General features: G+C 74.1%; 17 protein-coding genes. 7 read left to right on the top strand and 10 right to left on the bottom strand.

What is annotated here, in order from left to right; genetic code table 11:
- Positions 1-2 precede the first annotated feature (2 nt).
- A complete protein-coding gene (locus ACMXGY_RS02395; RefSeq protein WP_483775292.1) occupies positions 3-1,403 on the bottom strand; it encodes an ABC transporter substrate-binding protein in 1,401 nt (466 codons plus the stop codon).
- A 264-nt stretch (positions 1,404-1,667) separates the two neighbouring features.
- Positions 1,668-2,678, bottom strand: a complete 1,011-nt coding sequence (locus tag ACMXGY_RS02390) for a LacI family DNA-binding transcriptional regulator (protein WP_483775291.1) — start codon at positions 2,676-2,678, stop codon at positions 1,668-1,670.
- A 222-nt stretch (positions 2,679-2,900) separates the two neighbouring features.
- Here ACMXGY_RS02390 and map point away from each other — a divergent pair, with 222 nt between their 5' ends.
- The 3 genes from map (at position 2,901) to ACMXGY_RS02375 (ending at position 4,523) form a co-directional block, all read left to right on the top strand.
- A complete protein-coding gene (gene map / locus ACMXGY_RS02385) occupies positions 2,901-3,692 on the top strand; it encodes a type I methionyl aminopeptidase (RefSeq protein ID WP_483775290.1) in 792 nt (263 codons plus the stop codon).
- Between the two features lie 146 nt (positions 3,693-3,838).
- Entirely contained in the window at positions 3,839-4,327 is a 489-nt protein-coding gene (locus ACMXGY_RS02380) for a hypothetical protein (protein ID WP_483775289.1), read from the top strand.
- Between the two features lie 19 nt (positions 4,328-4,346).
- On the top strand, positions 4,347-4,523 hold the full coding sequence (locus tag ACMXGY_RS02375) for a helix-turn-helix transcriptional regulator (RefSeq protein ID WP_483775288.1): 177 nt from the start codon (positions 4,347-4,349) through the stop codon (positions 4,521-4,523).
- A 220-nt stretch (positions 4,524-4,743) separates the two neighbouring features.
- Here ACMXGY_RS02375 and ACMXGY_RS02370 read toward each other — a convergent pair whose 3' ends face one another.
- Together ACMXGY_RS02370 and serS are read right to left on the bottom strand one after the other, a co-directional pair.
- Positions 4,744-5,529: an HAD family hydrolase gene (locus tag ACMXGY_RS02370; RefSeq protein ID WP_483776769.1), complete on the bottom strand. Its 786-nt coding sequence runs from the start codon at positions 5,527-5,529 to the stop codon at positions 4,744-4,746.
- A gap of 17 nt (positions 5,530-5,546) precedes the next feature.
- The gene (gene serS / locus ACMXGY_RS02365) at positions 5,547-6,830 is read right to left on the bottom strand and encodes a serine--tRNA ligase (protein ID WP_483775287.1); all 1,284 of its coding nucleotides are present in this window, start codon (positions 6,828-6,830) and stop codon (positions 5,547-5,549) included.
- Positions 6,831-6,893: 63 nt separating this feature from the next.
- On the opposite strand from serS, the gene ACMXGY_RS02360 reads away from it, so the two are divergent.
- Together ACMXGY_RS02360 and ACMXGY_RS02355 are read left to right on the top strand one after the other, a co-directional pair.
- Entirely contained in the window at positions 6,894-8,042 is a 1,149-nt protein-coding gene (locus ACMXGY_RS02360) for a diacylglycerol/lipid kinase family protein (RefSeq protein ID WP_483775286.1), read from the top strand.
- A gap of 228 nt (positions 8,043-8,270) precedes the next feature.
- Positions 8,271-12,893: a hypothetical protein gene (locus ACMXGY_RS02355; protein WP_483775285.1), complete on the top strand. Its 4,623-nt coding sequence runs from the start codon at positions 8,271-8,273 to the stop codon at positions 12,891-12,893.
- Positions 12,894-12,912: 19 nt separating this feature from the next.
- On the opposite strand, the gene ACMXGY_RS02350 is transcribed toward ACMXGY_RS02355, so the two are convergent.
- The 6 genes from ACMXGY_RS02350 to ACMXGY_RS02325 form a co-directional block, all read right to left on the bottom strand.
- On the bottom strand, positions 12,913-13,398 hold the full coding sequence (locus ACMXGY_RS02350) for a hypothetical protein (RefSeq protein WP_483775284.1): 486 nt from the start codon (positions 13,396-13,398) through the stop codon (positions 12,913-12,915).
- A gap of 199 nt (positions 13,399-13,597) precedes the next feature.
- Positions 13,598-14,470, bottom strand: a complete 873-nt coding sequence (locus ACMXGY_RS02345) for a glycosyltransferase family 2 protein (protein ID WP_483775283.1) — start codon at positions 14,468-14,470, stop codon at positions 13,598-13,600.
- Positions 14,471-14,619: 149 nt separating this feature from the next.
- Positions 14,620-15,444 (bottom strand): DUF5926 family protein, encoded by an 825-nt coding sequence (locus tag ACMXGY_RS02340; RefSeq protein WP_483775282.1) that lies wholly within the window; start codon positions 15,442-15,444, stop codon positions 14,620-14,622.
- An 89-nt stretch (positions 15,445-15,533) separates the two neighbouring features.
- Positions 15,534-16,652, bottom strand: a complete 1,119-nt coding sequence (locus tag ACMXGY_RS02335; RefSeq protein ID WP_483775281.1) for a pirin family protein — start codon at positions 16,650-16,652, stop codon at positions 15,534-15,536.
- A gap of 638 nt (positions 16,653-17,290) precedes the next feature.
- Entirely contained in the window at positions 17,291-18,292 is a 1,002-nt protein-coding gene (locus tag ACMXGY_RS02330) for a hypothetical protein (RefSeq protein WP_483775280.1), read from the bottom strand.
- Between the two features lie 81 nt (positions 18,293-18,373).
- Entirely contained in the window at positions 18,374-18,949 is a 576-nt protein-coding gene (locus ACMXGY_RS02325; protein WP_483775279.1) for a DinB family protein, read from the bottom strand.
- Positions 18,950-19,011: 62 nt separating this feature from the next.
- Between ACMXGY_RS02325 and ACMXGY_RS02320 the strand changes: the two genes are divergently transcribed.
- Together ACMXGY_RS02320 and ACMXGY_RS02315 are read left to right on the top strand one after the other, a co-directional pair.
- Complete coding sequence (locus tag ACMXGY_RS02320; RefSeq protein WP_483775278.1) at positions 19,012-19,629, top strand: TetR/AcrR family transcriptional regulator; 618 nt, start codon at positions 19,012-19,014, stop codon at positions 19,627-19,629.
- 76 nt (positions 19,630-19,705) lie between these two features.
- Complete coding sequence (locus ACMXGY_RS02315) at positions 19,706-20,998, top strand: MFS transporter (protein WP_483775277.1); 1,293 nt, start codon at positions 19,706-19,708, stop codon at positions 20,996-20,998.
- Positions 20,999-21,088 lie beyond the last annotated feature (90 nt).

The raw sequence follows: 21,088 nt of genomic DNA, 5'->3' as shown, positions 1-21,088 counted from the left end.
GGTCACGACGAGGCCGGCCAGGACGCCTCGATCGTGTCGACGACCTCCTGCGTGTCGGCGCCCGTGAACCAGTTCACCATCCCGGTCCAGAAGGTCCCGGCCCCGACCTCACCAGGCATGAGGTCGGACGCGTCGAAGCGGATCACGGCGTCGGGGTCGGCGAGGATCTCGGCGGAGAGCTGGTCGAACGACGTCGCCAGGTTCTCCGGGTCGAGACCGTTGTTGGCGCTGACCCAGCCGCCCTGCGGCGTGGTCATGGCCTTCGTGTTCGCCCAGTCCGCGCTCGACAGGTAGGTCTGGAACGCCTGCACCTCGGGGCGGTCGTCGAACGCCGCGACGAACTCGCCGCCGCCGAGGACCGGCTTGATGTCGGTCTGGTCCGTCGGCAGGTAGAACGCGTAGACGTCGCCGTCCTCGGCGACCTCGGTACCCTCCGGCCACTGCGTCTGGTAGAAGTTCGCGGCGCGGTGCAGCCAGCATGTGCCGTCGAGGATCGGGTAGCCCGCGTCGGTCCACGTCGTCGTGGCGATCGAGTCGACGCCACCGAGACCGGCGTTCACCATCTCGGGGTTCTTGAGGATCTCACCGGCCGTGTCGAACGCCTCGACGATCTGCGGGTCGTTGAACGGGATCTCGTGGGTGTACCACTGGTCGTAGACCTCCGGACCGGCGGTCCGGAGCACGACGTCCTCGATCCAGTCGGTCGCCGGCCACCCGGTCGCGTCACCGGACTCGACGCCCGCGCACCACGGCATCGCGCCGTCCTCGACGATCTGATCGGAGAGGTCCATCATCTCGGTCCACGTGGTCGGCACCTCGTAGCCGGCGTCCTCGAACATGGTCGGCGAGTACCAGACGTACGACTTGACGTTCGAGCCGAGCGGCGCGGCGTAGAACGTGCCGTCGACCGTGCCGTAGTTCTTCCAGGACTCGCTGAAGAACTCGTCGACGTTTGCGACCGTCTGCTCGGGTGCGGGGACGATCTCGTCCGGGAAGTCCGTGACGATCGTGTTCAGCAGCCCGGGCTGCGGCAGGTACGCGATGTCGGGCGCGTTGCCGGCCTGGATGCGCACGAGGAGCTGGGCCTCGAACTCGCGCGACCCCTCGTAGTTGACGGTGACGCCGGTGCACTCCTCGAACGGGTCGTACGAGGCCTCCTGCGTCTCCTGCTCCGGCTCGACGATCGACGTGTAGACGGACACCTCGGTGCCCTCGAGGTCGCCGAACTCCTCGTAGGGAGCACAGTCGATCTCGGGGGTCGCGGCGTCTCCGCCGCCGTCCCCGCCGTCGCCCCCGTCCCCGCCGCCACCGCACGCGGCGAGCACGAGCGCGAGGCTCGCGCCGCCGGCGGCGACGGCCAGCGTGCGGCGACGTCCCGCGCTGGTCCTCGTGGTCCTGGTCATGTCAGCCTCCACCTCGTCGTGGGTACGGACGCCGTCGGCCCGGTCCGGTGAGACCGGGCGCACGCGCGTCGCGAGCGCTGGTGCGCTCCCGCCCTGAGCACCATGCAAGCGGTTGCATCCCCGAGCCGCAAGCACAGAAGAGGTGAGTTTGCGTAACGATTGCGTCACGTGCGCCGAGACCGCGCTCTCTCGCCCGCGCCACGATGGCCACGCTCCCACGGGCGCGCGCCAGCGCGCGACAAGGTTCCGGGCACACGCCCGGAGCTACGACGAGCCGCGCGGCGGGCCGGTCGAGCCCCGGCGGACGAGCTCGGTCGGGTAGGTGAGGCTCTCCGGGACGGGCGCTCCGTTGATCATCTCCAGCAGGAGCATGGAGGCGTCGAAGCCCTGCTGGTAGGCGTCCTGGGCGATGGTCGTGAGCCCGACGAGCTCGCCGAGGTCGTGACCGTCCACGCCGACGACGGACAGGTCGCCGGGCACACCCAGCCCGAGGTCGCGCGCGGCGAGGATCGCTCCCATCGCCATCTCGTCCGACGCCGCGAACACGGCCGTCACGTCGGGGCGGCGGCGCAGCAACTCAGCGGTCGACCCGCGTCCCCCCGCGACGTCGAAGTCGCCGTTCACCTCGAGCTCGCGCTCGACGACGATCCCCGCCTCCTCGAGCGCGCGCTCGTAGCCGGTCGACCGGCCGGCCGGGGGCGACCACGACGACACGAGGTCGGGCGCTCCCGTCACGTGACCGATCACGCGGTGGCCGAGGTCGATCAGGTGCTGGGTCGCGGCGTGCCCGGTCGCGACGTCGTCGAGCCGCACCGTCACCTGGTCCGCCGGACCCGACCCGACGAACGCCAACGGGCGCGCGAGCCCGACGAGCGAGCGCACCTCGTCGTCGTCGAGCGGCAGCCCCACGACGAGCGTGCCGTCGACGCGGTGCCGCAGGACGCTCGGGTCGACGCGCCGGCGGGCAGCGGTGCGGCGGACGTCGAACGTGTAGAGCAGGACGTCGTAACCGACGTCGCGCAGGGCACGCTCGGCCCCCTCGATGACGTTGGCGAAGAACCACCGGTTGACCCACGGCGTGAGCACGCCGATGGTCCGCGTGCGGCCGGTCGCCAGCGACGACGCCGACGGCGTGGGCACGTACCCGAGGCGCGCCGCCTCGGCGAGGACCCGCAGCCGGGTGACCTCGGAGACGTTCGGCAGGCCGCGCAGGGCGCGCGAGACGGTCGCCGTGGACACCCCGGCGGCCTGGGCGACGTCGTCGATACCTGCCACGACGGGTGATGCTGCCACGCCTGACAGGGCCTGGCGAGGTGCCGTGCCACATCGTGAGCAGATCGATGCAAGCGCTTGCCCTCCCAACGAGCTCCGCCGTGCGCTCGCGCCGTGGCGGCGCGGTGACCGATATCGTGGGGACGCCCGCACGACACCCGTGTGCCGGCACCGCGCCCGTCGGCACCGCGCCGTCGGGCACGACCCCGAACCGGAAGGACCACGATGATCGAGCTGAGGACGCCGCGGGAGATCGACCAGATGCGGCCCGCGGGACGGTTCGTCGCCGACGTCCTCACCACCGTGCGCGCCGCCACGAAGGTCGGGACGAACCTGCTCGAGCTCGACGAGGTCGCGCACAAGATGATCCGTGAGCGGGGCGCCGAGTCGTGCTACATCGACTACCACCCGTCGTTCGGCGCGAGCCCGTTCGGCAAGGTCATCTGCACGTCGGTCAACGACGCGGTGCTGCACGGCCTGCCGCACGACTACGCGCTGCGCGACGGCGACCTCCTGAGCATCGACTTCGCGGCGTCGGTCGACGGCTGGGTGGCGGACTCGGCGCTGTCGTTCGTCGTCGGGACGCCGCGCGCGGGCGCGCTCGGCGAGGCGGACGCCAGGCTCATCCAGACGACGGAGCGCGCGCTCGAGGCGGGGATCGCCGCCGCGCAGCCCGGCAAGAAGGTGGGCGACATCTCCGCGGCGATCGCCGACGTCGCGCACGCGGCCGGCTACACGGTGAACACCGACTTCGGCGGGCACGGCGTGGGCCGCACCATGCACGGCGAGCCGCACATCCCCAACGACGGCCGCCGCAAGCGCGGCTTCCCGCTCAAGCCGGGCCTCGTCATCGCGATCGAGCCCTGGTTCCTCGAGACGACCGACGAGATCTTCACCGACCCCGACGGCTGGACCCTGCGCTCGGCCGACGGGTCGCGCGGCGCGCACAGCGAGCACACCATCGCGATCACCCCGGACGGCCCCGTCGTCCTCACTGCGCGCGAGCCGCGCGACTGAGTCCGCGACCTTCGCGCCCGCCGCCATCCTGACGGCACGGGCCGACCCTCGCCCCGGCACGCATGGTCAAGCACGCTTGACATGCGCCCGGGCGCGCTGTTGACTCCCCTGTGTCAAGCACCCTTGACCAAGGAGGAGAGAGTCCTGTGTCCCACCCCACCGTTCCGTCCCGCGACGGCGAGGCCCCCGAGGCCCCCGACCCCTGGACCCTGGCGGACGGCGAGCGACGAGCGCCCTGGTGGGCCTGGGCGGGAGCCGCTCTCGTCGCTCTCCTCGTCGCTGCTTCCGTCGGCGTCGCCGCGGGTCTGTTCCGGCGCGAGGACTTCTGGCTCGTCGCTGCCGTCTTCACGGTGTGCGTCCTGCCGCCCGCGTTCATGCTCGGCTGGTACCTGGTCGTCCTGCCGCGCACGAACGCACCCGAGCCGCACGCGGAGGAGAACGTCGAGCGGCGGTGGACGGAACGCGCCGCGGCGGGCGCGTTCTGGGACGTGCTGATCGTCGCAGGGCTCACGCTCGCCGCCGTCAGTCTCACCGGGCTCCAGCTGAGCGTCTCCTTCGCCCTCGCGGTGGTCGTGCTGGTCGCGATGGTCGACTTCTTCGTCCGGCACGCCGTCGTCTCGCGACGCGAGTCGTAGGGCACCCGTGGACAACGACATGGCTGCGCGCCGCGCAGAGCGGGGTTGGTCGCAGGCCGAGCTCGCCACCCGTCTCGGGGTGTCACGGCAGACGGTGATCTCCATCGAGCGCGGCCGCTTCGACCCGTCCCTCCCGCTCGCGTTCCGCATCGCCGAGGTGTTCGGCTGCCGCATCGAGGACGTCTTCCGCCCGTGACTCGACCCTCGGCCCGTCACCCCAACGGGCGAGGGAGAACCGTGCTCTGCCGAGGTAGAACCGTGGTTGCGCGAGGTAGAACCGTGGTGTCCGACGGCCCGAGCACCGACGCCGCCCCACCCGCGGAACCGACCACGAACCGCGCGACCCGGTCGAGCACTGCCGCGGACCCGAGCACGGCACGCCCGAACCAGCCCCGGCACGTCACGGGGCCGTGGCCTCAGGGCAGGAGGCTGCGCAGGACCGTGACCGCGCCGTCGTCGGCGATCGTGCCCGTCACCTCGTCCGCCGCGGCCTGGACGACCTCGTCCGCGTGGCCCATCGCGACGCCGCGGGCCGCCCACTGCAGCATCTCGACGTCGTTGCGGCCGTCGCCGACCGCGACGGTCCGGTGCGGCTGGACGTGCAGCGCCCGGCGCACCTGCTCGAGCCCGGTCGCCTTCGTCACCCCCAGCGGCGCGAGGTCCATCCACGCGGTCCAGCCGACGGCATACGTCACGTCGTCGAGACCGAGGTGCTCGACGAGCTCGTGGAACTGCTCGCTCGTCGACTCCGGGGCCCGCACGATGACTCGCGTGACCTCCCCGGACCACAGCTCGTCGAAGTCCACGACGCGGTGCACGCCGTCGAGCTCCCCCTCGGGGAAGAGCTCGTTCATGCGGAACCCGACGCCGACGTCCTCGACGGCGTACCGCGCCTGGGGCAGGTGCTCGCGCAGCAGCCGCAGCGCGGGGCCGGGGTCGAACGTCACGACGTCCTCGAGCGCGTAGCCCTCGGGCTCCTCCGGGTCGAGGCGCGCCGTCACGGCGCCGTTGGACGCGACGACCCACCCGCGGTCGATCCCGAGGATCTCCGCGACCGGCGTCATCGCGATGAGCGACCTCCCCGACGCCAGCACGACGTGGTGCCCCGCCGCACGCAGGTCCGCGACGGCGTCGCGCACGTCCTCCGACAGCTCCTGGTCGTAGGACAGGAGCGTGCCGTCGATGTCGAGCGCGACGAGCATCGGCTCCGCCGCACCCGTCACGCGCGCACCGGCTCGAGGACCTCGAGCCCGCCGAGGTACGGGCGCAGCCCCTCGGGCACGCGGACCGACCCGTCGGCCTGCTGGTGGTTCTCGAGGATCGCGACGATCCAGCGCGTCGTCCCGAGCGTCCCGTTGAGCGTCGCGACGGTCCGGGTCTCGCTCTTCCCGTCGACCTCGACGCGCTCGCGCACGTTGAGGCGGCGCGCCTGGAACGTCGTGCAGTTCGACGTCGACGTCAGCTCGAGGTAGCGCTGCTGCGTGGGCAGCCACGCCTCGCAGTCGAACTTGCGCGCGGCGCTCGACCCCAGGTCGCCGGCCGCGGTGTCGATGACGCGGTACGGCAGGTCGACGAGGCGCAGCATCTGCTCCTCCCAGCCGAGCAGGCGCTGGTGCTCCGCCTCGGCGTCGGCCGGGTCGCAGTAGCTGAACATCTCGACCTTGTGGAACTGGTGCACGCGGATGATGCCCCGCACGTCCTTGCCGTGCGAGCCGGCCTCGCGGCGGTAGCACGCGCTCCACCCGGCGTAGCGCAGCGGGCCGTCCGAGAGGTCGACGATCTCGTTCGCGTGGTAGCCCGCGAGCGCCACCTCGCTCGTCCCGACGAGGTAGAGGTCGTCCTTCTCGAGCCGGTAGATCTCGTCCGCGTGGGCGCCGAGGAACCCGGTGCCCTGCATGACCTCGGGACGCACCAGCGTCGGCGTGATGACGGGCGTGAAGCCCGCTGCGAGCGCGGTGTCCATCGCCGCGTTGAGCAGCGCGAGCTCGAGCCGCGCGCCGACGCCGGTCAGGTAGTAGAACCGCGCGCCCGACACCTTGGCGCCGCGCTCGGTGTCGATCGCGCGCAGGCCCTCGCCGAGGTCCAGGTGGTCGCGCGGGGTGAAGCCCTCCGCGGCGAAGTCGCGGATCGTGCCCTCCTCGCGCAGCACGACGTAGTCGTCCTCGCCGCCCGCGGGCGCGCCCGCGACGACGTTCGAGATGCGGTAGAGCAGCCCGCGCAGCTCCTCCGCCGCGCCGTCCGCGTCGGCCTGGCGCGCCTTGACGTCCGCGGCGAGCTGCTTGGTGTGCGCCAGGAGCTCCTGCTTCTCCTCGCCCTGCGCCTGCGCGACCTTCTTGCCGAGCGACTTCTGCTCCGCACGCAGGTTCTCGAACTCGCTCAGCGCGAACCGGTGGCGCGCGTCGGCGTCGAGGGCGGCGTCCACCAGTGCCGGGTCGTCACCACGGGTGACCTGGCTGGTACGGACGAGGTCGGGGTTGTCGCGCAGGAGGCGGAGGTCGATCACGCCAGCAGCCTAACGAACACCCGAGCGCCACCGGCGCCGACCCACCCCGCTACGGTGTCGACCATGGCATGGACCCTGTGGCTCGCGATCGCGGCGCTCGCCGTCGCCGTCGTCGCGCTCGCCGTCGCGCTCGGCCTGCGCGCGCAGCAGCAGCGCATGCGCCGCGCCGAGGGTGATGCGGTCCCGGCCGACGACGCGCCGCCCGACGACGACCCGCGCGAGCTCGTCGCGTTCGTCGCCAACCCGTCGAAGCCCGACGTCGCCGGGCTCGAGGCCGTCGTGCGCGGCGCGTTCGCCGACGCGGCCCTGCCCGCCCCTCTCTGGTACGAGACGACCGTCGAGGACCCGGGCGTCGGGCAGACCCGCGCCGCCCTCGCGCGCGGGGCCGACGTCGTCGTCGCCGTCGGCGGGGACGGCACGGTCCGCGCCGTCGCGGAGGCCATGGTGGGCAGCGGCCGCACCATGGGGCTCCTGCCCGTCGGCACGGGCAACCTCCTCGCCCGCAACCTCGACCTGCCCGTCGGGGACGCGCGCGCCGCGCTCGCGGTCGTCATCGCCGGGTCCGACCGGCCCGTCGACGTCGGCTGGGTCCGCGTGCTGCGGTGGGCCGAGGACGACGGCGAGGTCCCCGGCGACGAGGGCCGCATCCCGCCCGTCACCGCACCGGGCAGCCCGCACCGCTCGAAGGAGCACATCTTCCTCGTCATCGCCGGCCTCGGGTTCGACGCCGCCATGGTCGCCGACGCCGACGACGAGCTCAAGGCCAAGGTCGGCTGGGTCGCGTACTTCGTCGCCGGCATCCGGCACCTGCACGGCCGCCGCATGCGTGCGCGCATCCAGCTCGACGACACCCCGCCCGTCGACGCCCGCCTGCGCTCCCTCATGATCGGCAACTGCGGTCGCCTCCCCGGCGGCATCACCCTCCTGCCCGACGCCGTCATCGACGACGGCGTCCTCGACGTCGCCGCCGTCGACACCCGCGGCGGCGTCATGGGGTGGGCGCAGCTCTTCGGCGAGGTCGTCATGCAAGGGCTGGGCGTCCGCAACGACCTGCCCGCGAAGATCGGCCGCATCGACCACGCGCGGGCGCGCCGCGTGCGGGTGAGCGTGGAGGACGGCGAGCAGGCGCAGGTCGACGGCGACGTGCTGGGGCTCGCCCTCGAGCTCGAGTCGCGCGTCGATCCGGGGGCGCTCGTGGTGCGGACGGCCTGACGCCCGTTCGACAGACCCGCGGTGTCGGCCAGGTGGACGGGGCGCGAGGGGGCGGCCCCCTCCCGTCCCGACCTGGTGTCGCGTCACCGTCGCGCGTGGCTCCCGGCGAGAGCGGCGTGGTCGACTCGCGCGAGCGGCGTGGAGGCGGGGTGAGCGTCCGGGGCGGACCTGCGACGACGGCGCTCGCCGGCCCCGGGGCGGCGTGGGACGCCCCCGTAGGCTGGTCGCGTGACGTTCCCGGCCTCCGAGCACCTCCCCGTCCGCCGCGTTCCCGCACGTCCGGGGCGTGGGGTCGGTGCGCGGGCTACGGCGCTCGCGGTGGCCCTCGCGGTCGGGCTGCTCTCGTTGCTCGGGGCGGTGACGGCCGGACCGGCGGCGGCGCAGGCCGCGGAGGAGGCGGTCGAACCGGAGCCGGTGGTGCTCGTGGCCGTGGCGGGGTTGTACTGGAGCGACGTCTCCCCCACCGCGACGCCGACGCTGTGGTCGATGATCCGGACGGGCTCCGTCGCCTCGCTGAGCGTCGGGCGCACGACCTGCACGACGGACGCGTGGCTCACGCTCTCCGCGGGGCGGATGGTCTCCCAGGACCGTGCCGCGGCCGAGACGCCCGTGGAACCGCCCGTCGTCGGCACCGAGCCGCCCGCGCCGAGCTGCCCCCCGCTCCCCGTGCCGAGCGTCCAGGCAGACGGCGCGACGACGCCCGAGGCCCTGCCTGCCGACGTGCCCGGCTGGACGACGCTCACGGCGCCGACCGAGGAGGAGGACGCGGCCGCCACCCCCTCGACGACGCGCCACGCACCCGGGACGGTCGCCGCCCGGCTCGCCGAGACGGACGTGTGCACGACCGCCGTCGGCCCCGGGGCAGCGGTCATGCTCGCGGACGCGAACGGCCGACTCGCGCGCTACGCCCCCGCGCTGTCCGCCCTCCCTGACGGCGGCCTGACCGCGTGCGACGTGACCGTCGTCGACCAGGGCGAGATCGTGGACTCCGCCAACGGCCGCGGGCAGAGCCTCGACGCGCTCGACGAAGCGCTCGCGCGCGTCATGGACGAGGTCGACCGGGGTACGCGGGTCCTCGTCGCCGGCGTGCCGGCCGGACCGGTCGGCGAGCCGGGGCTGCCTGTCGTCGTCGACTGGCGCAAAGGTGAGCCGACGAGCCGGTGGCTGCACTCCCCCAGCACGCAGCAGGACGGCATCGTGCAGCTCGTCGACCTCTCCGCGACCGTCGTCGAGTCGGCCGGGGGCAGCACCGAGGGGTTCGACGGCAACCCGCTGACGCTCGGCGAGGTGCGACGCATGGACGTCGCCCGGACGGTCGAGAACCGGCAGTACCTCAACGTCCTCACGAGCACCATCCCGACGCTGTACCCCGTGCTCGTCGGGCTGCTCGTCGCCACGCTCGTCGTCGCCCTGGGGGGCGCCCTGTGGATGCGGCGGTCGGCCGCGCGCCGCGGCCTGCCGTCGCGCCCCGGCCCCGCTGGCCGACGCGTCCTCTCCGCGGTGCTCACGGTCGCGGCCGCCGCACCCGTCGCCGCCTCGCTCGCGAGCCTGTCGCGCTGGTGGGTCTGGAGCGCCCCGGCACCCGCGCTCACCCTGGCGCTCGCGCTCAGCGCCGTCGTCGTGGCGCTCGTCGCGTGGTGCGTCTCGCGGCTCCTGCCCGACCGTCCGTGGGCCCTGCCGACCGCCCTCGCGGGCGTCACGTGGCTCGTCCTCACGGTCGACGGCGCCACCGGCACCACGCTCCAGCAGGCGTCCCTGCTCGGCACGTCGGCCGTCGTCGGTTTCACCCGCTTCTACGGCTTCAACAACGTGACCTTCGCGGTCTACGCGGTGGCGGGGCTCGTGCTCGCCGGCGGGCTCGCGAGCGCTGCACTCGCCCGGGGTCGGCAGAGGCTCGGCGCGTGGCTGGTCGTCGCCGTCGGCGCCGTGACCGTCGTCGTCGACGGCTGGCCCGCGTTCGGCGCGGACTTCGGCGGGATCCTCGCGCTCGTCCCCGCGTTCGCGGTGCTCGCGCTGCTCGTCGGGCAGGTGCGGATCACCTGGCTGCGCGTGCTCGTCGTCGCTGCCCTCACGGTGCTCGTCGTCGCGGTCGTCGCGGTCGTCGACTGGCTGGTCCCCGGCGGGAGCTCCCACCTCGGCGGCTTCGTGCAGACCGTCGTCGACGGTGCCGCCCTCGAGGTGGTCGGCCGCAAGGCGCTCGGTGCGTGGGCGACCATCGCGAACCCGGTGGGCGCGCTCGCGGCGCTGCTCGTCGTGCTCGCCGCGCTCGCCACGCTGCGGCCGGAGCGCTTCCGGCTGCCGGAGGTCGCGCGCGCGTACGAGCGCTGGCCACTGCTGCGCCCGCTCGTCGTCGCGCTCGTCGTCGCGGCCGGCGTCGGTTCGGTGCTCAACGACTCCGGCGTGATCATCGGCGCCATGGTCGTGATCGTCGCGGCCTCGACGATCGTGCCCGGGTTCCTGACCGCTCCGCCCACGGTGGGCGCCGCGCTGCCCGAGCCCGGGGTCCGGCGCATGCCGACGATGCTCGTCACCGTCGGTGGCGGTCTCCTCCTCGTGGTGCTGCTCGCCTCGACGGTCGTCGGGTCGGGCAGCGCGCGGCCGGCGTCCGCGGCCGCCCGGGCGGGCGGCGAGGCGACCGTCACGCGCTCCGACGCGATCGCGACCGACCGGCCGCTCGTCGTCGTCGGCACCACCGGGGTGACGTGGGCCGACGTCACCGCGTCGCAGACCCCCACGCTGCACGCCCTGCTCACCGACGGCGCGGGCGCCGCGGGCGCCGCGCAGCCGACCGGAGCCGCGAGCCGGTGCACCGTCGGCGGCTGGCTCGCCCTCTCCGCGGGCCAGCTCGCGGAGGTCGCTACCGAGCGCGCCCCGGACGGGACGTGGGTCTGCCCGACGACGCGGGTCGTCGTCGCTCAGGACGGCGCCACCGTCGACGGCTGGGACGACCTCGTCGCGCTGCAGCGAGGCTCCGGCTACCAGGCGCGGCTCGGCGTGCTGGGCGAGGCGCTCGCGACGGCCGGGGCGACCGGGTCCGGGGCGGGGGGTGGCGCGGTGTGCGCGACCGCCGTCGGGCCACGAGCGGGGATCGCCCTCGCGGACCCCGAAGGGCACGTCGACCGGTACCGCGACCTCTCCGCGGCGACCACGCGCGGCGGCGACGCGTTCGCCTGCCCCGTGACCGTCGTCGACGCGGGCGACGCGACCGCCCCCGCCCTCGACCCGGAGCTGCCCGCAGGGGAGGGCACCACCGTGCGTGACGCGCAGCGCACCGGCCGCCTCGCCGCGGTCGACGCCACGGTCGGCGCGGTGCTCGACGCCGCCCCGACGGGCACGACCGTGCTCGTCGTCGACGTCGCCGGCACGCCCGGCACGCGGCCCGCGCTCGGTGCGACGCTCGTCCGGCCGTCCTCCGACGGGCCTGACCAGGCCCGGTACGTGACGAGCGCGGCCACGCGGACCGACGGCGTCGCGCGGGTCCTCGACGTGCCCGCGACGGTCCTGGACGCGGCCGGGGTGACCGGCTCCGCGATGCCCGCACGCATCCAGGACACGCCGCTCGCGTGGGGCTCGCCCCGCCCGCCGGACGCCACGTCGACCGCCGACGCGCTCGCGGACCTCACGACGCGCGACCACGTGCGTCGTGCCGTGTACACCTACTTCGTCGACGTGCCGTTCTACGCCGGCCTCGCGGTAGCGGGCCTGTGCCTGCTCCTCGCACCACGGGCGGCGCGCGCCACCGACGATCGCGCCCGCGTGCGCTGGGCGCGCGCCACCCACTGGGCGCGGGGCGCGGCGCTCGTCGTCGCCGCCGTCCCGGCCGCGGCCTTCCTCGTCTCCCTCACCGGCTGGTGGCGGTTCGGCAGCCAGACCCTCGCGATCGTCCTGTCGACGGTCCTCATGACGGCCGCCGTCGCGGGGCTCGGCGCGCTCGCACCGCGACGGCCCGTGTGGCTCGGCCCGGGCATCGTCGCCGGCCTCACGTTCGCTGTGCTCACGCTCGACGCGCTCGTCGGGACGCCGCTCAACCGCGCGAGCCCGCTCGGCTCCGCACCGACGTTCGGCGCCCGCTTCTACGGGTTCGGCAACCCCACGTTCTCCGTGTACGCCGTCGCCGCCCTCGTTCTCGCCGCGGCGCTCGCGCAGTGGCTCGTCGTGCGCGGCCGGCGGTTCGTCGCCGCTTCTGTCGTCGCCGCGATCGGGCTCGTCACCATGGTCGTCGACGTGTGGCCGACGCTCGGCGCCGACCTCGGGGGCGGGCTCGTCGTCGTCCCGGCGTTCGCGGTCCTGGGACTCGCCGCCTCCGGCGCACGCGTCACCTGGAGGCGGTTCGCACTCGTGGCGGCGGCGGGGGTCGCGCTCGTCGCCGCGGTGGGCATCCTCGACTGGCTCAGGCCCGCGGACCAGCGCTCGCACCTGGGCCGGTTCGTCGGGCAGGTCGTCGACGGATCGGCCTGGGACACCCTGTTCCGCAAGGCCGGCTACGCGCTGCGGTCCGTGCTCGGCGGCGTCCCCGTGTGGCTGACGATCCTCGTGCTCGTCGCGGCAGCGCTTCTCCTCTTCTGGCCCCGCCGCTTCACCCCGCGCTGGTTCGCGCGCACCGAGGCGGCCTGGCCGCTCGTCCGCCCGGCGCTCCTCGCCCTGTGGATCGTGTGCGTCGCCGGCTCGCTCGTCAACGACTTCGGCGTCCGCATCGCGATGATCGCGCTCATCCCGGCCATCCCGCTCCTCACCGTCGCCGCGCTCCACGCCGCCGGTGACGGCCCCCCCGACCCCGACCTCGAGCGCGAGCCAGCGGCCGAGCCGGGGGTCGGGACCGAAGCCGAGAAGGCCACGGTCACCCGCACCTGACCCGAGGCCGCTCGTCGTGTCATCCGCCGGTGAACATGCTGATCGTCAGCGGAGCGCCGACGTCGTCGCACGCGTCGCCGAGGAGGGCGTCCACCTCGTCCCACTCGGGGGAACCGACCGCGGTCGACTCAGCGAACGCCCCGGGTGCGACGGCCGGCGCGACCTCCTTGAGCTCACCGATCGCCGTCTGCACGGCGCTGTCCCCACCGGAGGGCAGCCGATCGAGCACGCGGGTCGCCAGCTCGTACCAGCCGTGATGCTCCTGCGCCTCCATGCGCCCCTCTGCGAGGGCGATGTCGGCATTCTCCACGATCGTCAGAACGTCACCGTAGGCACTGCAGATGGCGGTGTCGTCCAGTGCGTCGACCTCCGGCGACGCGGCTGCGGACGGCTGCTGGGTCGCACCACTGACCTGCGACGGCTCGACCTGGCCTCCACGATCCTCACCGTTGTTGGTGCTGCACCCACCGATCACCACGGCACCCAGCACCGCGGCCGAGAACACCGCCCATCGTTTCCCTCGCACCTGCACGCTCCCGACGTCGACATCCGATGAGTACGACCTACGGCCGAGAGTCTGCCGCCAGCCCCGCCGCGACGTCGAAAGACACGCTCGACCGCGAAGGCGACGTAGGGCCGAACGGTCCGGGAGCCGACGTCCGGGACGAGCGGGCGGGGCGACCCGACGCAGCCGACCCGACCGACTACTTGGCGGGAGTCCGCACCCGGTCGACGGCGGAGCGCACCTTGCGCGCGTTCACCGCGAGCAGCACGTCGCGGTACTGCGCCGCACGGTGGAGCTGGCCCTTGAGGTCGTTGCTCGACGCGCGGTGGCGCAGGTCGCACGGCACCTCGACGGCGACGTAGCCCTTGCGCAGCAGGTCGATCGTCATGCCGGTCTCGACTCCCCACCCGCGCGCGAGCGGCGTCGCCGCCTCGAAGGCCTCGCGCGTGAGGCAGCGCATGCCGGACAGCGGCTGGGTAGGAGTCCACCCGGTGAGCGACTGGATGGCGCGGCGCGCGGCCCCGACGACGATGCCGCGGCCGCCGGCGCCGGGCTGGGGCGGCAGGAGCGCGATGGCGACGTCCGCCTGGCCGTCGAGGACGGGGAGGACGAGGGGGGCGGTGTTCACCGCGGTCTCGCCGAGGTCGCCGTCGATGAAGAGCAGGAGGCGCGGCGGGCGGTCCGGCGCGTCGCGCATCGCCACAACGGCGGCGCCCGTCTCCATGGCGGCGGCCTTGCCGCGGTTGTGCGAGTGCCGCACGACGACGGCGCCCGCCTCGCGCGCGACGTGCTGGGTGTCGTCCTCGCTGCCGTCGTCGACGACGAGCACGAGGTCGACGTGCGGGATGGCCTTCGCGGCGCGCACGGTCGCGGCGATGCGGCGCGACTCGTCCTTCGCAGGGATGATCACGGCGACGCGCTGGCGCACGGCCCGCCCGGTCCGACCGTCGCCGGCGACGGGTCGCGGCGTCCTGGCGCGCGTCCCGGACGCCGAGAGGTACGTCGGTGACGGCGCGCTCGCCGCCCGCCCAGGGTTGTTCCCAGTCTCAGTCGACCGATGGTCCGCGTTCACGCCGCCCAGCCTAGTAGTGCAAAGAGTTGGCCGCAGATTTGCCGTTGTTCCACCAGCAGATCCGCTCGGGATCTTCGCAGGACGACCGGGCTGCGTTCCCAGGTCGTCCGGATCCTACTCGACCACGACGCCCGTCGACAGGCCCGCTGTCAGCGGAGCGTGACCTGGCGCGAGATGATGCCGGCGCGGGCGCGACGCTCGTTCGCGTCGAGCGGCTCGGTGACGGCGAGCGCCTCGGTGAGCTTGGCGTCGAGCTCGGCGATCGGTCCCTCGAGCTCGTCGGCCTCCGTGCCGCGCGGCAGCTCCCAGACCGGGACCAGCAGACCGCTCGAGCGGAACGCGCCGACGAACTTGCCGCCCGCGAGGCCGGACTCGCGACGCGCGTGCAGGCGCGAGATCGCGTCGATGAGCACGTCCTCCGGCTCGGGCCGCGCCCAGCGCACGAACTCGCGCGACATGCGGCACCAGTACGCCGAAGGCACGGCGTCGAGCTTGACGGTCGGGACCATCGACTCGGCGGCCTGGTCGAGCGACGCGCGCAGGTCGGGCGTCATCTCCGCGGACGGGTCGAGCCAGAACGTGAAGTCCTCGTGGACCGTGACCTCGAACGGGACCGACGGGTCGAGCACGTCCTGCAGGCGCGGGCCGGCGTCGGGCAGCGCGCTCGTCTCGATCGACGTGCCGGGCTCCGCGTCGATCGCCTCGAGCAGCGCCGCGGCGAGGTCGCGGCTCGTGTCCCCCGAGCCGGCGAGGGTCTGGACGGCGAGGAGGATCGTGCCGTCCTGGCGGTGCAGCGCTGCCCAACCGGCGGGCAGGACCGTGACCACGAGGACGTCGCGCGCGCCGTGCTCCGCCGTCGTGCGGGCGGTCGCGCTGGCCGAGGGGACGACCTCGCGCATCGCGACCCAGTCGGTCTCGCCGGGCAGCCCCTCGAACGGGCGCAGCACGAAGTCGGGCGTGGAGTTCTTGGCCATGCGCGGCAGTCTACTGGCGACCCGACCGCCGTCGGCGAACCACGGTTCTACTCCGGCAGACCACGGTTCTACGTCGGCAGACCAGGGTTCTACCTCGGCGGGCCGGGGTGCTCCCTCGGCCGGGTCGGGCGGGTGCGGGGGCGGAGGCGGACGTCGGGGAGGGCCGGGGCGGGGAGCGGGCCGCCGTCGTACCCGACCACCTCGCCGTAGCGACGCTCGTGGGCGCCCTCGACGTAGCGCGTGCCGCCGTGGTTCGGGCCGTCGCCCCCCGTGACCACGAGCTGCGCCTGCCACTCCTCGCGGGCCCGCGCGACGTCGTCGTGCGAGCGGCCGACGAAGTTCCACCACATGACGATGTCCTCGCCGAACGGCTCGCCGCCCACCAGCACGACCCGCGCGGGTCCGTCCGTGCCGGCCTCGACCGTGAGCGTCGCTCGGCCCGGCGCGACGTACCCGAGGGACGACGGCGGCACGTCCTCGCCCTCGAGGCGCACCACGCCGTCGTCCACCAGCAGCCCGTGCTCGAACGCCGGGTCCACGTCGAGCGTCACGCGCGCCCCGGGCTCGAGGTCGAGCTGCGCGCCGACGATCGGCGAGAACGTGGTCGCGGACGACCGGAGCTCCGCTCCGCCCACGCGCAGCGCGCCGAGGAATACCTGCACGCGCGCGCCGTCGGCGGTCACGACGGGGAGGTCGGCGTGGTGCTCGAACGCAGGCGGGTCGGCGAGGCGGTCGCCCGGGAGCGCGACCCAGAGCTGGACACCGTGCAGCACGGGCGGACGCTCCCCCCGCGGCGACTCCTCGGAGTGCGAGATGCCGCGCCCGGCCGTCATGAGGTTGAGCTCTCCCGGCCGGACGGTCTGCAGCGAGCCGACCGAGTCGCGGTGCAGGATCTCCCCCGCGAAGAGCCACGTGACCGTCTGCAGGCCCGTGTGCGGGTGGGGCGGGACCTGCATGCCGTCGGTCCCGTCACCGATCGCCGGCAGCGGGTCGGGGCCGTAGTGGTCGAGGAAGCACCACGCGCCCACGAGCGAGCGCGCCCGCTGCGGGATGGTGCGGCGGACGCGCATCGCGCGCGTGCCACCGAGCGGCACGTCGCGGTGCTCGAGGATCTCGACCGACGGCCCGGCAGGAGCCGTGGCCGGGTCACCGTCAGGGGCGCCCGCCGAGCAGACGCGCTCCTCGGGCCGGGTCTCGAGGTTGCTCATGGGACGAGCGTAGGCGCGCAGGGCCCGCGTGGCTCTCGTCCAGCCGCGGGCGCCGCGGGACAATGGCAGCGAGGCCCCTCGGAGCAGGATTCCGAGGGGCCTCGCCGTGTCCGCGACCCCGGGGCGGTCGGGCCGGGTGGCCCGTCGGGGCGCCGCTCGCGACGTGGCGGCCCGACGTCGCCGCGGCCGGCCGTCGGGAGGGTGTCCTCCGGGTTGCCGGGCGGTGGCGCCGATCGCGGTCGGCCTTCCGGGTCCGGTCGGAACCTGCGCCGTCGCGCGCAGCCCGCGACAGGGGTCGCGGGTCGTCCACCGTTCTCCGGTCAGCCGTGCCCTCGCGTGCGCCCAGCGGCGCGACGTGCGCTCCGGGTGGGGGCCCGTGGACCCCTGTGCTGCGTTTCGGAACTCCGTCGTCCGTGTGCGCCCGTCCGGGCCGTTACGCACGTTTGTAGTCCTCGTCACAGGGGTCTGCAAGGGTTCCGACGCATGTCATTTGACCCGCACCGAAGGCCACAGGTTCATCCACAGGCGCCCCCGCGGGATTCCCTCGGGACCCACAGCCCTGTGGATCAATTCTGTGGACAGTCCGCACGCCCGACACCCACCGTTCAGCGTCGCCGCGCGCCGAGTGCGCACGCGGGTCAGACCCAGAACTGCGTCGTCGGCGTCGCCGTCGGGGTCAGGCGCTCGTCGAGGTCGAGGTCTCGGACGACGAACCCGCCGTCGTCGACGAGCGTCCCGCCGAGCCGACCCTGCAGCATGGCCGCGAGGCGCGCGACGAGGACGCGCACGCGCGAGCGCGCGATGAGGTGCAGGCCCGACGGCCGTTCGACCGTGAGCTCGTAGGGGTCGGGCGGCAACCACGACACGTGGTAGGCGTACGGGCCGTACTCGCGCCAGTCCAGGGCGCCCAGCGCGAGCGGCACCTCCGGCACCCGGCGCATCCCGAGCCGCACGCCGCCGTCGTAAGAGGTGTCTCCGGCGAGGGAGAAGTCCGCCGGACCGCCCTCCCGCGGGCCGACCGCCTCGACGCGCGCTCCGGGGACGACCGTCCGCAGGACCCCGAGCGCGTCGTCGGGCGTGAGGACCTGCGCGCTGTAGAGGTCGAGGTCCACGCCGCTCGCCGGGTCGGGGGTCAGGACGCGCCCGTCCACGACGAGTGCGCCGCCCACGCGCCGCGCCGCCGCGACGGCCCAACCCAGGACCTGGAGCTCGGTCCCCTGCGGCAGCCCGGCGGGGAAGGCCCTCGTGAGCCCGTCCCGGTCGTCGGGGACCACGACGGGTCCGCCGCGCGGCTCCGGGTCGTCGACGTGCAGCGCGAAGGCCTCGGCGGCGGCGCTCGCGAGGTCGAGCGCCTGGGTCTGGGACGCCGTCAGGGCGAACGGCCCGACGGCCCGCGCTCCCTCGGTGAGCCGCAGCTCCCCGGGCGGCACGACGTCGTCGCGCACCACGCCACGGAAGCGTGCCCCGACCATGGGCCGGGCCGCCCCGCCGCCGGGCGGGGCCACCCACGCCGCGTCCGGGAACCACGCCCGGGCGAGCGCGTCGACCGGCGTGCGCGCCGTACCGCGCGAGCGTGGCACGGCGAGGAGATGAGCACCGGAGTGCGCCTCGGGCACGAGACCGGCGACCTTGGCGTCCATGCCCGGAGCGTAGTTGGTCCGGAATGCCGGGATGTTACGAACAGGTCACGACGACGCGTCGGCCCCTCGGCCGCCCGCGGGTCAGGCCCGCACGTCGTGCAGGTGGTGGACGACGTCGTGCAGGAAGTACTGCCCGAGGGTGCGGACCGTGAACACCGAGCCGTTCGACCGGCGCCCCGGGCGCTCCCACTGGTCCGGCACGACCGCGTCGAAGCGGCCCGCCACCCGGTCCCCCGCGATCTCGAGCTCGCGCGCCACCACGGCCGGGTCCTGGTGGGCGTAGTCCTGCTCGACCGCGGTCGCGTCCTGGTCCCAGTTCGCGAACTGCGGGTCGTCACCCTCGACCATCGACTGCAGGCGCACGTCGAAGATCGAGAAGACGTCGCGCACGTGCGCGGCGTACTCGAGGACCGACCAGGTCGTCGCGTCGGGGCGGTCACGGACGTCGTCGCGCCGGAGGGCCCCCACGTAGCGAGGGATGGCGGCGCGCACCGTGGGCGCGACGTCGTCCGGCGTCACGTCGGAGGAGACGAACCCGCACTCCTGGCATGGGCGCTCCATCACCCACGTCCAGTCCTTGGAGTCGCCGGGGACGGGCGGGAACGCCGGGTCGGCGGGCTGGGCGGCAACGCCCTCGGGCGAGGCGGTCGTGTCCATGGGCGGCAGTGTGCCAGACGACGGCGATTAGCGTTCTGACACGCGGTCCCTATGATGTCAGCATGCCCAAGATCATCGGAGGGTCCCTCCACGAGCACCGCGCCCAGACCCGGCAGAAGCTCTTCGCGGCGCTCTCGACCCTCATGATGGACCGCGGCTTCGACGCGATCTCGCTCGCCGACATCGCCGCGGCCGCGAGCGTCGGCCGCACTGCGGTGTACAACCACTTCCCCGACAAGGAGGCCCTGCTCCTCGGGTTCATCACGCACGAGACGGAGCAGTACGTCGGCACGCTCGAGCGTGCGCTCGAGGACGTGGACGACCCGGTCGAGCAGCTGCGCACCTACATCCGGCAGCAGGCCCAGCTCAAGCGCATCTTCCACCTCGCGCCGGGCCCCGACCTGCGCACCGTGCTCTCGCGCACGACACGCCAGCGCCTGCGCGAGCACGCGGAGCTCGTCGAGGCCATCCTGCGACGCATCGTGCAGTCCGGCATCGACGCCGGCGAGTTCCCCGAGCAGGACATCGACACCACCGTCCAGCTCGTCAACGCATGCCTCTCCGGACGTTTCGTCCCCGACGACCCCGAGGCGCGGGAGCAGGCCATCGCGGCGACCGAGGCGTTCGTCCTGCGTGCCGTCGGCGCCGACGTCGACTCTCCCGCCCTCGCCGCGCGCTAGACCTGGCCTTCTCCCGGTGGCAGAACCACGGGGAATCCGGTCGGTGACCGAGGCACCCGTCACCTAGCCTCGGAGCATGCCCGCCCGACGCCGTATCCTCGCCGACGCGCCCGCGGTCGCCGGCCTGGGCCCGGCGTTCCGCAACGTCTTCACGGCCAACCTCAGCTCGAGCCTCGGCGACGGCATCGCACGGGTCGCCGCCCCGCTGCTGGCAGCACGGCTCTCCGACGACCCCCTGCTCGTCTCGGGCATCGCCGCCGTCTCGCTGCTCCCGTGGCTCTTCTTCGCCATCCCGGCCGGCATCCTCCTGGACCGCATCGACCGGCGCCACGCGCTCGCGCTCGCCAACGGCGCGCGGACCGTGCTCGCCCTCGGCCTCGTCGTCCTCGCCGCCACGGAGGCACTGACGATCTGGTGGCTCTACGCCGTCGTGTTCCTCTACGGCGCGTTCGAGACCGTCTACGACGGGGCGATCCGAGCGGTGCTCCCGTCGATCGTGCGTCCCGTCGACCTCCCACGCGCGAACTCGCGCATCGAGGCCGGCGAGATCACGGTGCAGAACTTCCTCGCGGCACCGCTCACCTCGGCGCTGTTCGCCGTGGCCGTCGTCGCACCGCTCGGCGTGGGGGCGCTGACGTACGCGGTGGCGTTCGTCCTGGCGTTCTTCCTGCCTGCCGCGGCGGCCGGCGACCATCGGACACCTTCCGCCGACGGCGCCGGGGAGCCGACGCCCGCCTGGTACCGCCAGCTCGGCGACGGCTTCCGGTTCCTGTGGGCGCACCCGACGCTGCGCCCGCTGTGGATCCTGTCGATCCTCGTCGGGCTCTGCTTCTCCGCCGCGACGGCGACCATCGTGCTCTACGTGCTCGACGTGCTCGGCGTCCCCGAGGCCTGGTACGGGACCTTCATGCTCGTCGGCGCGGTCGGGGCGCTCGTCGCCGCGGCCGTCGCGAACCCCGCCAAGCAACGCTTCGGCACGGGACGGACGATCGCCCTCGCGAACGTGGTCACGCCCGTGACCCTCGTGCTCCTGGGTGTCGTCCCGCTGCTGCCGCGGGGCGCCGTCGGGGTCGCGGCGGTCCTGCTCGCCGTGGGCTTCGGCGGGGTCACGGTGTGGAACGTGCTCATCATGTCGCTGCGCCAGGCGATGATCCCCGGCCGCTTGCTCGGGCGGGTGCACGGGACGTGGCGCACGCTCCTGTGGGGCGTCATGCCGCTCGGGTCGTTCCTCGGAGGCCTGCTCGCCCGCGTCGACCTGACGACGCCGCTCGTCGTGGGCGGAGGCCTCGGCGTCGTCGTGGCGCTCGTCGGCTACCGGTTCGTCGCCGGTCTGCCGAACCCCGAAGACGTGGACCTGGGAGCTAGGTAAGGGTCACCTTCGTACGTTACAGTTCCTGACACATCGTCATGACGGCACGTCAGGATGAGTCCGCCAGCGATCCGACCCTCGCAGGAGCCC

It is taken from the genome of Cellulosimicrobium sp. G4 BAM 1002, from assembly GCF_057126935.1.
Note: the sequence above shows the minus strand (reverse complement) of the source record. Positions and strands in the feature narration are given on the sequence as shown.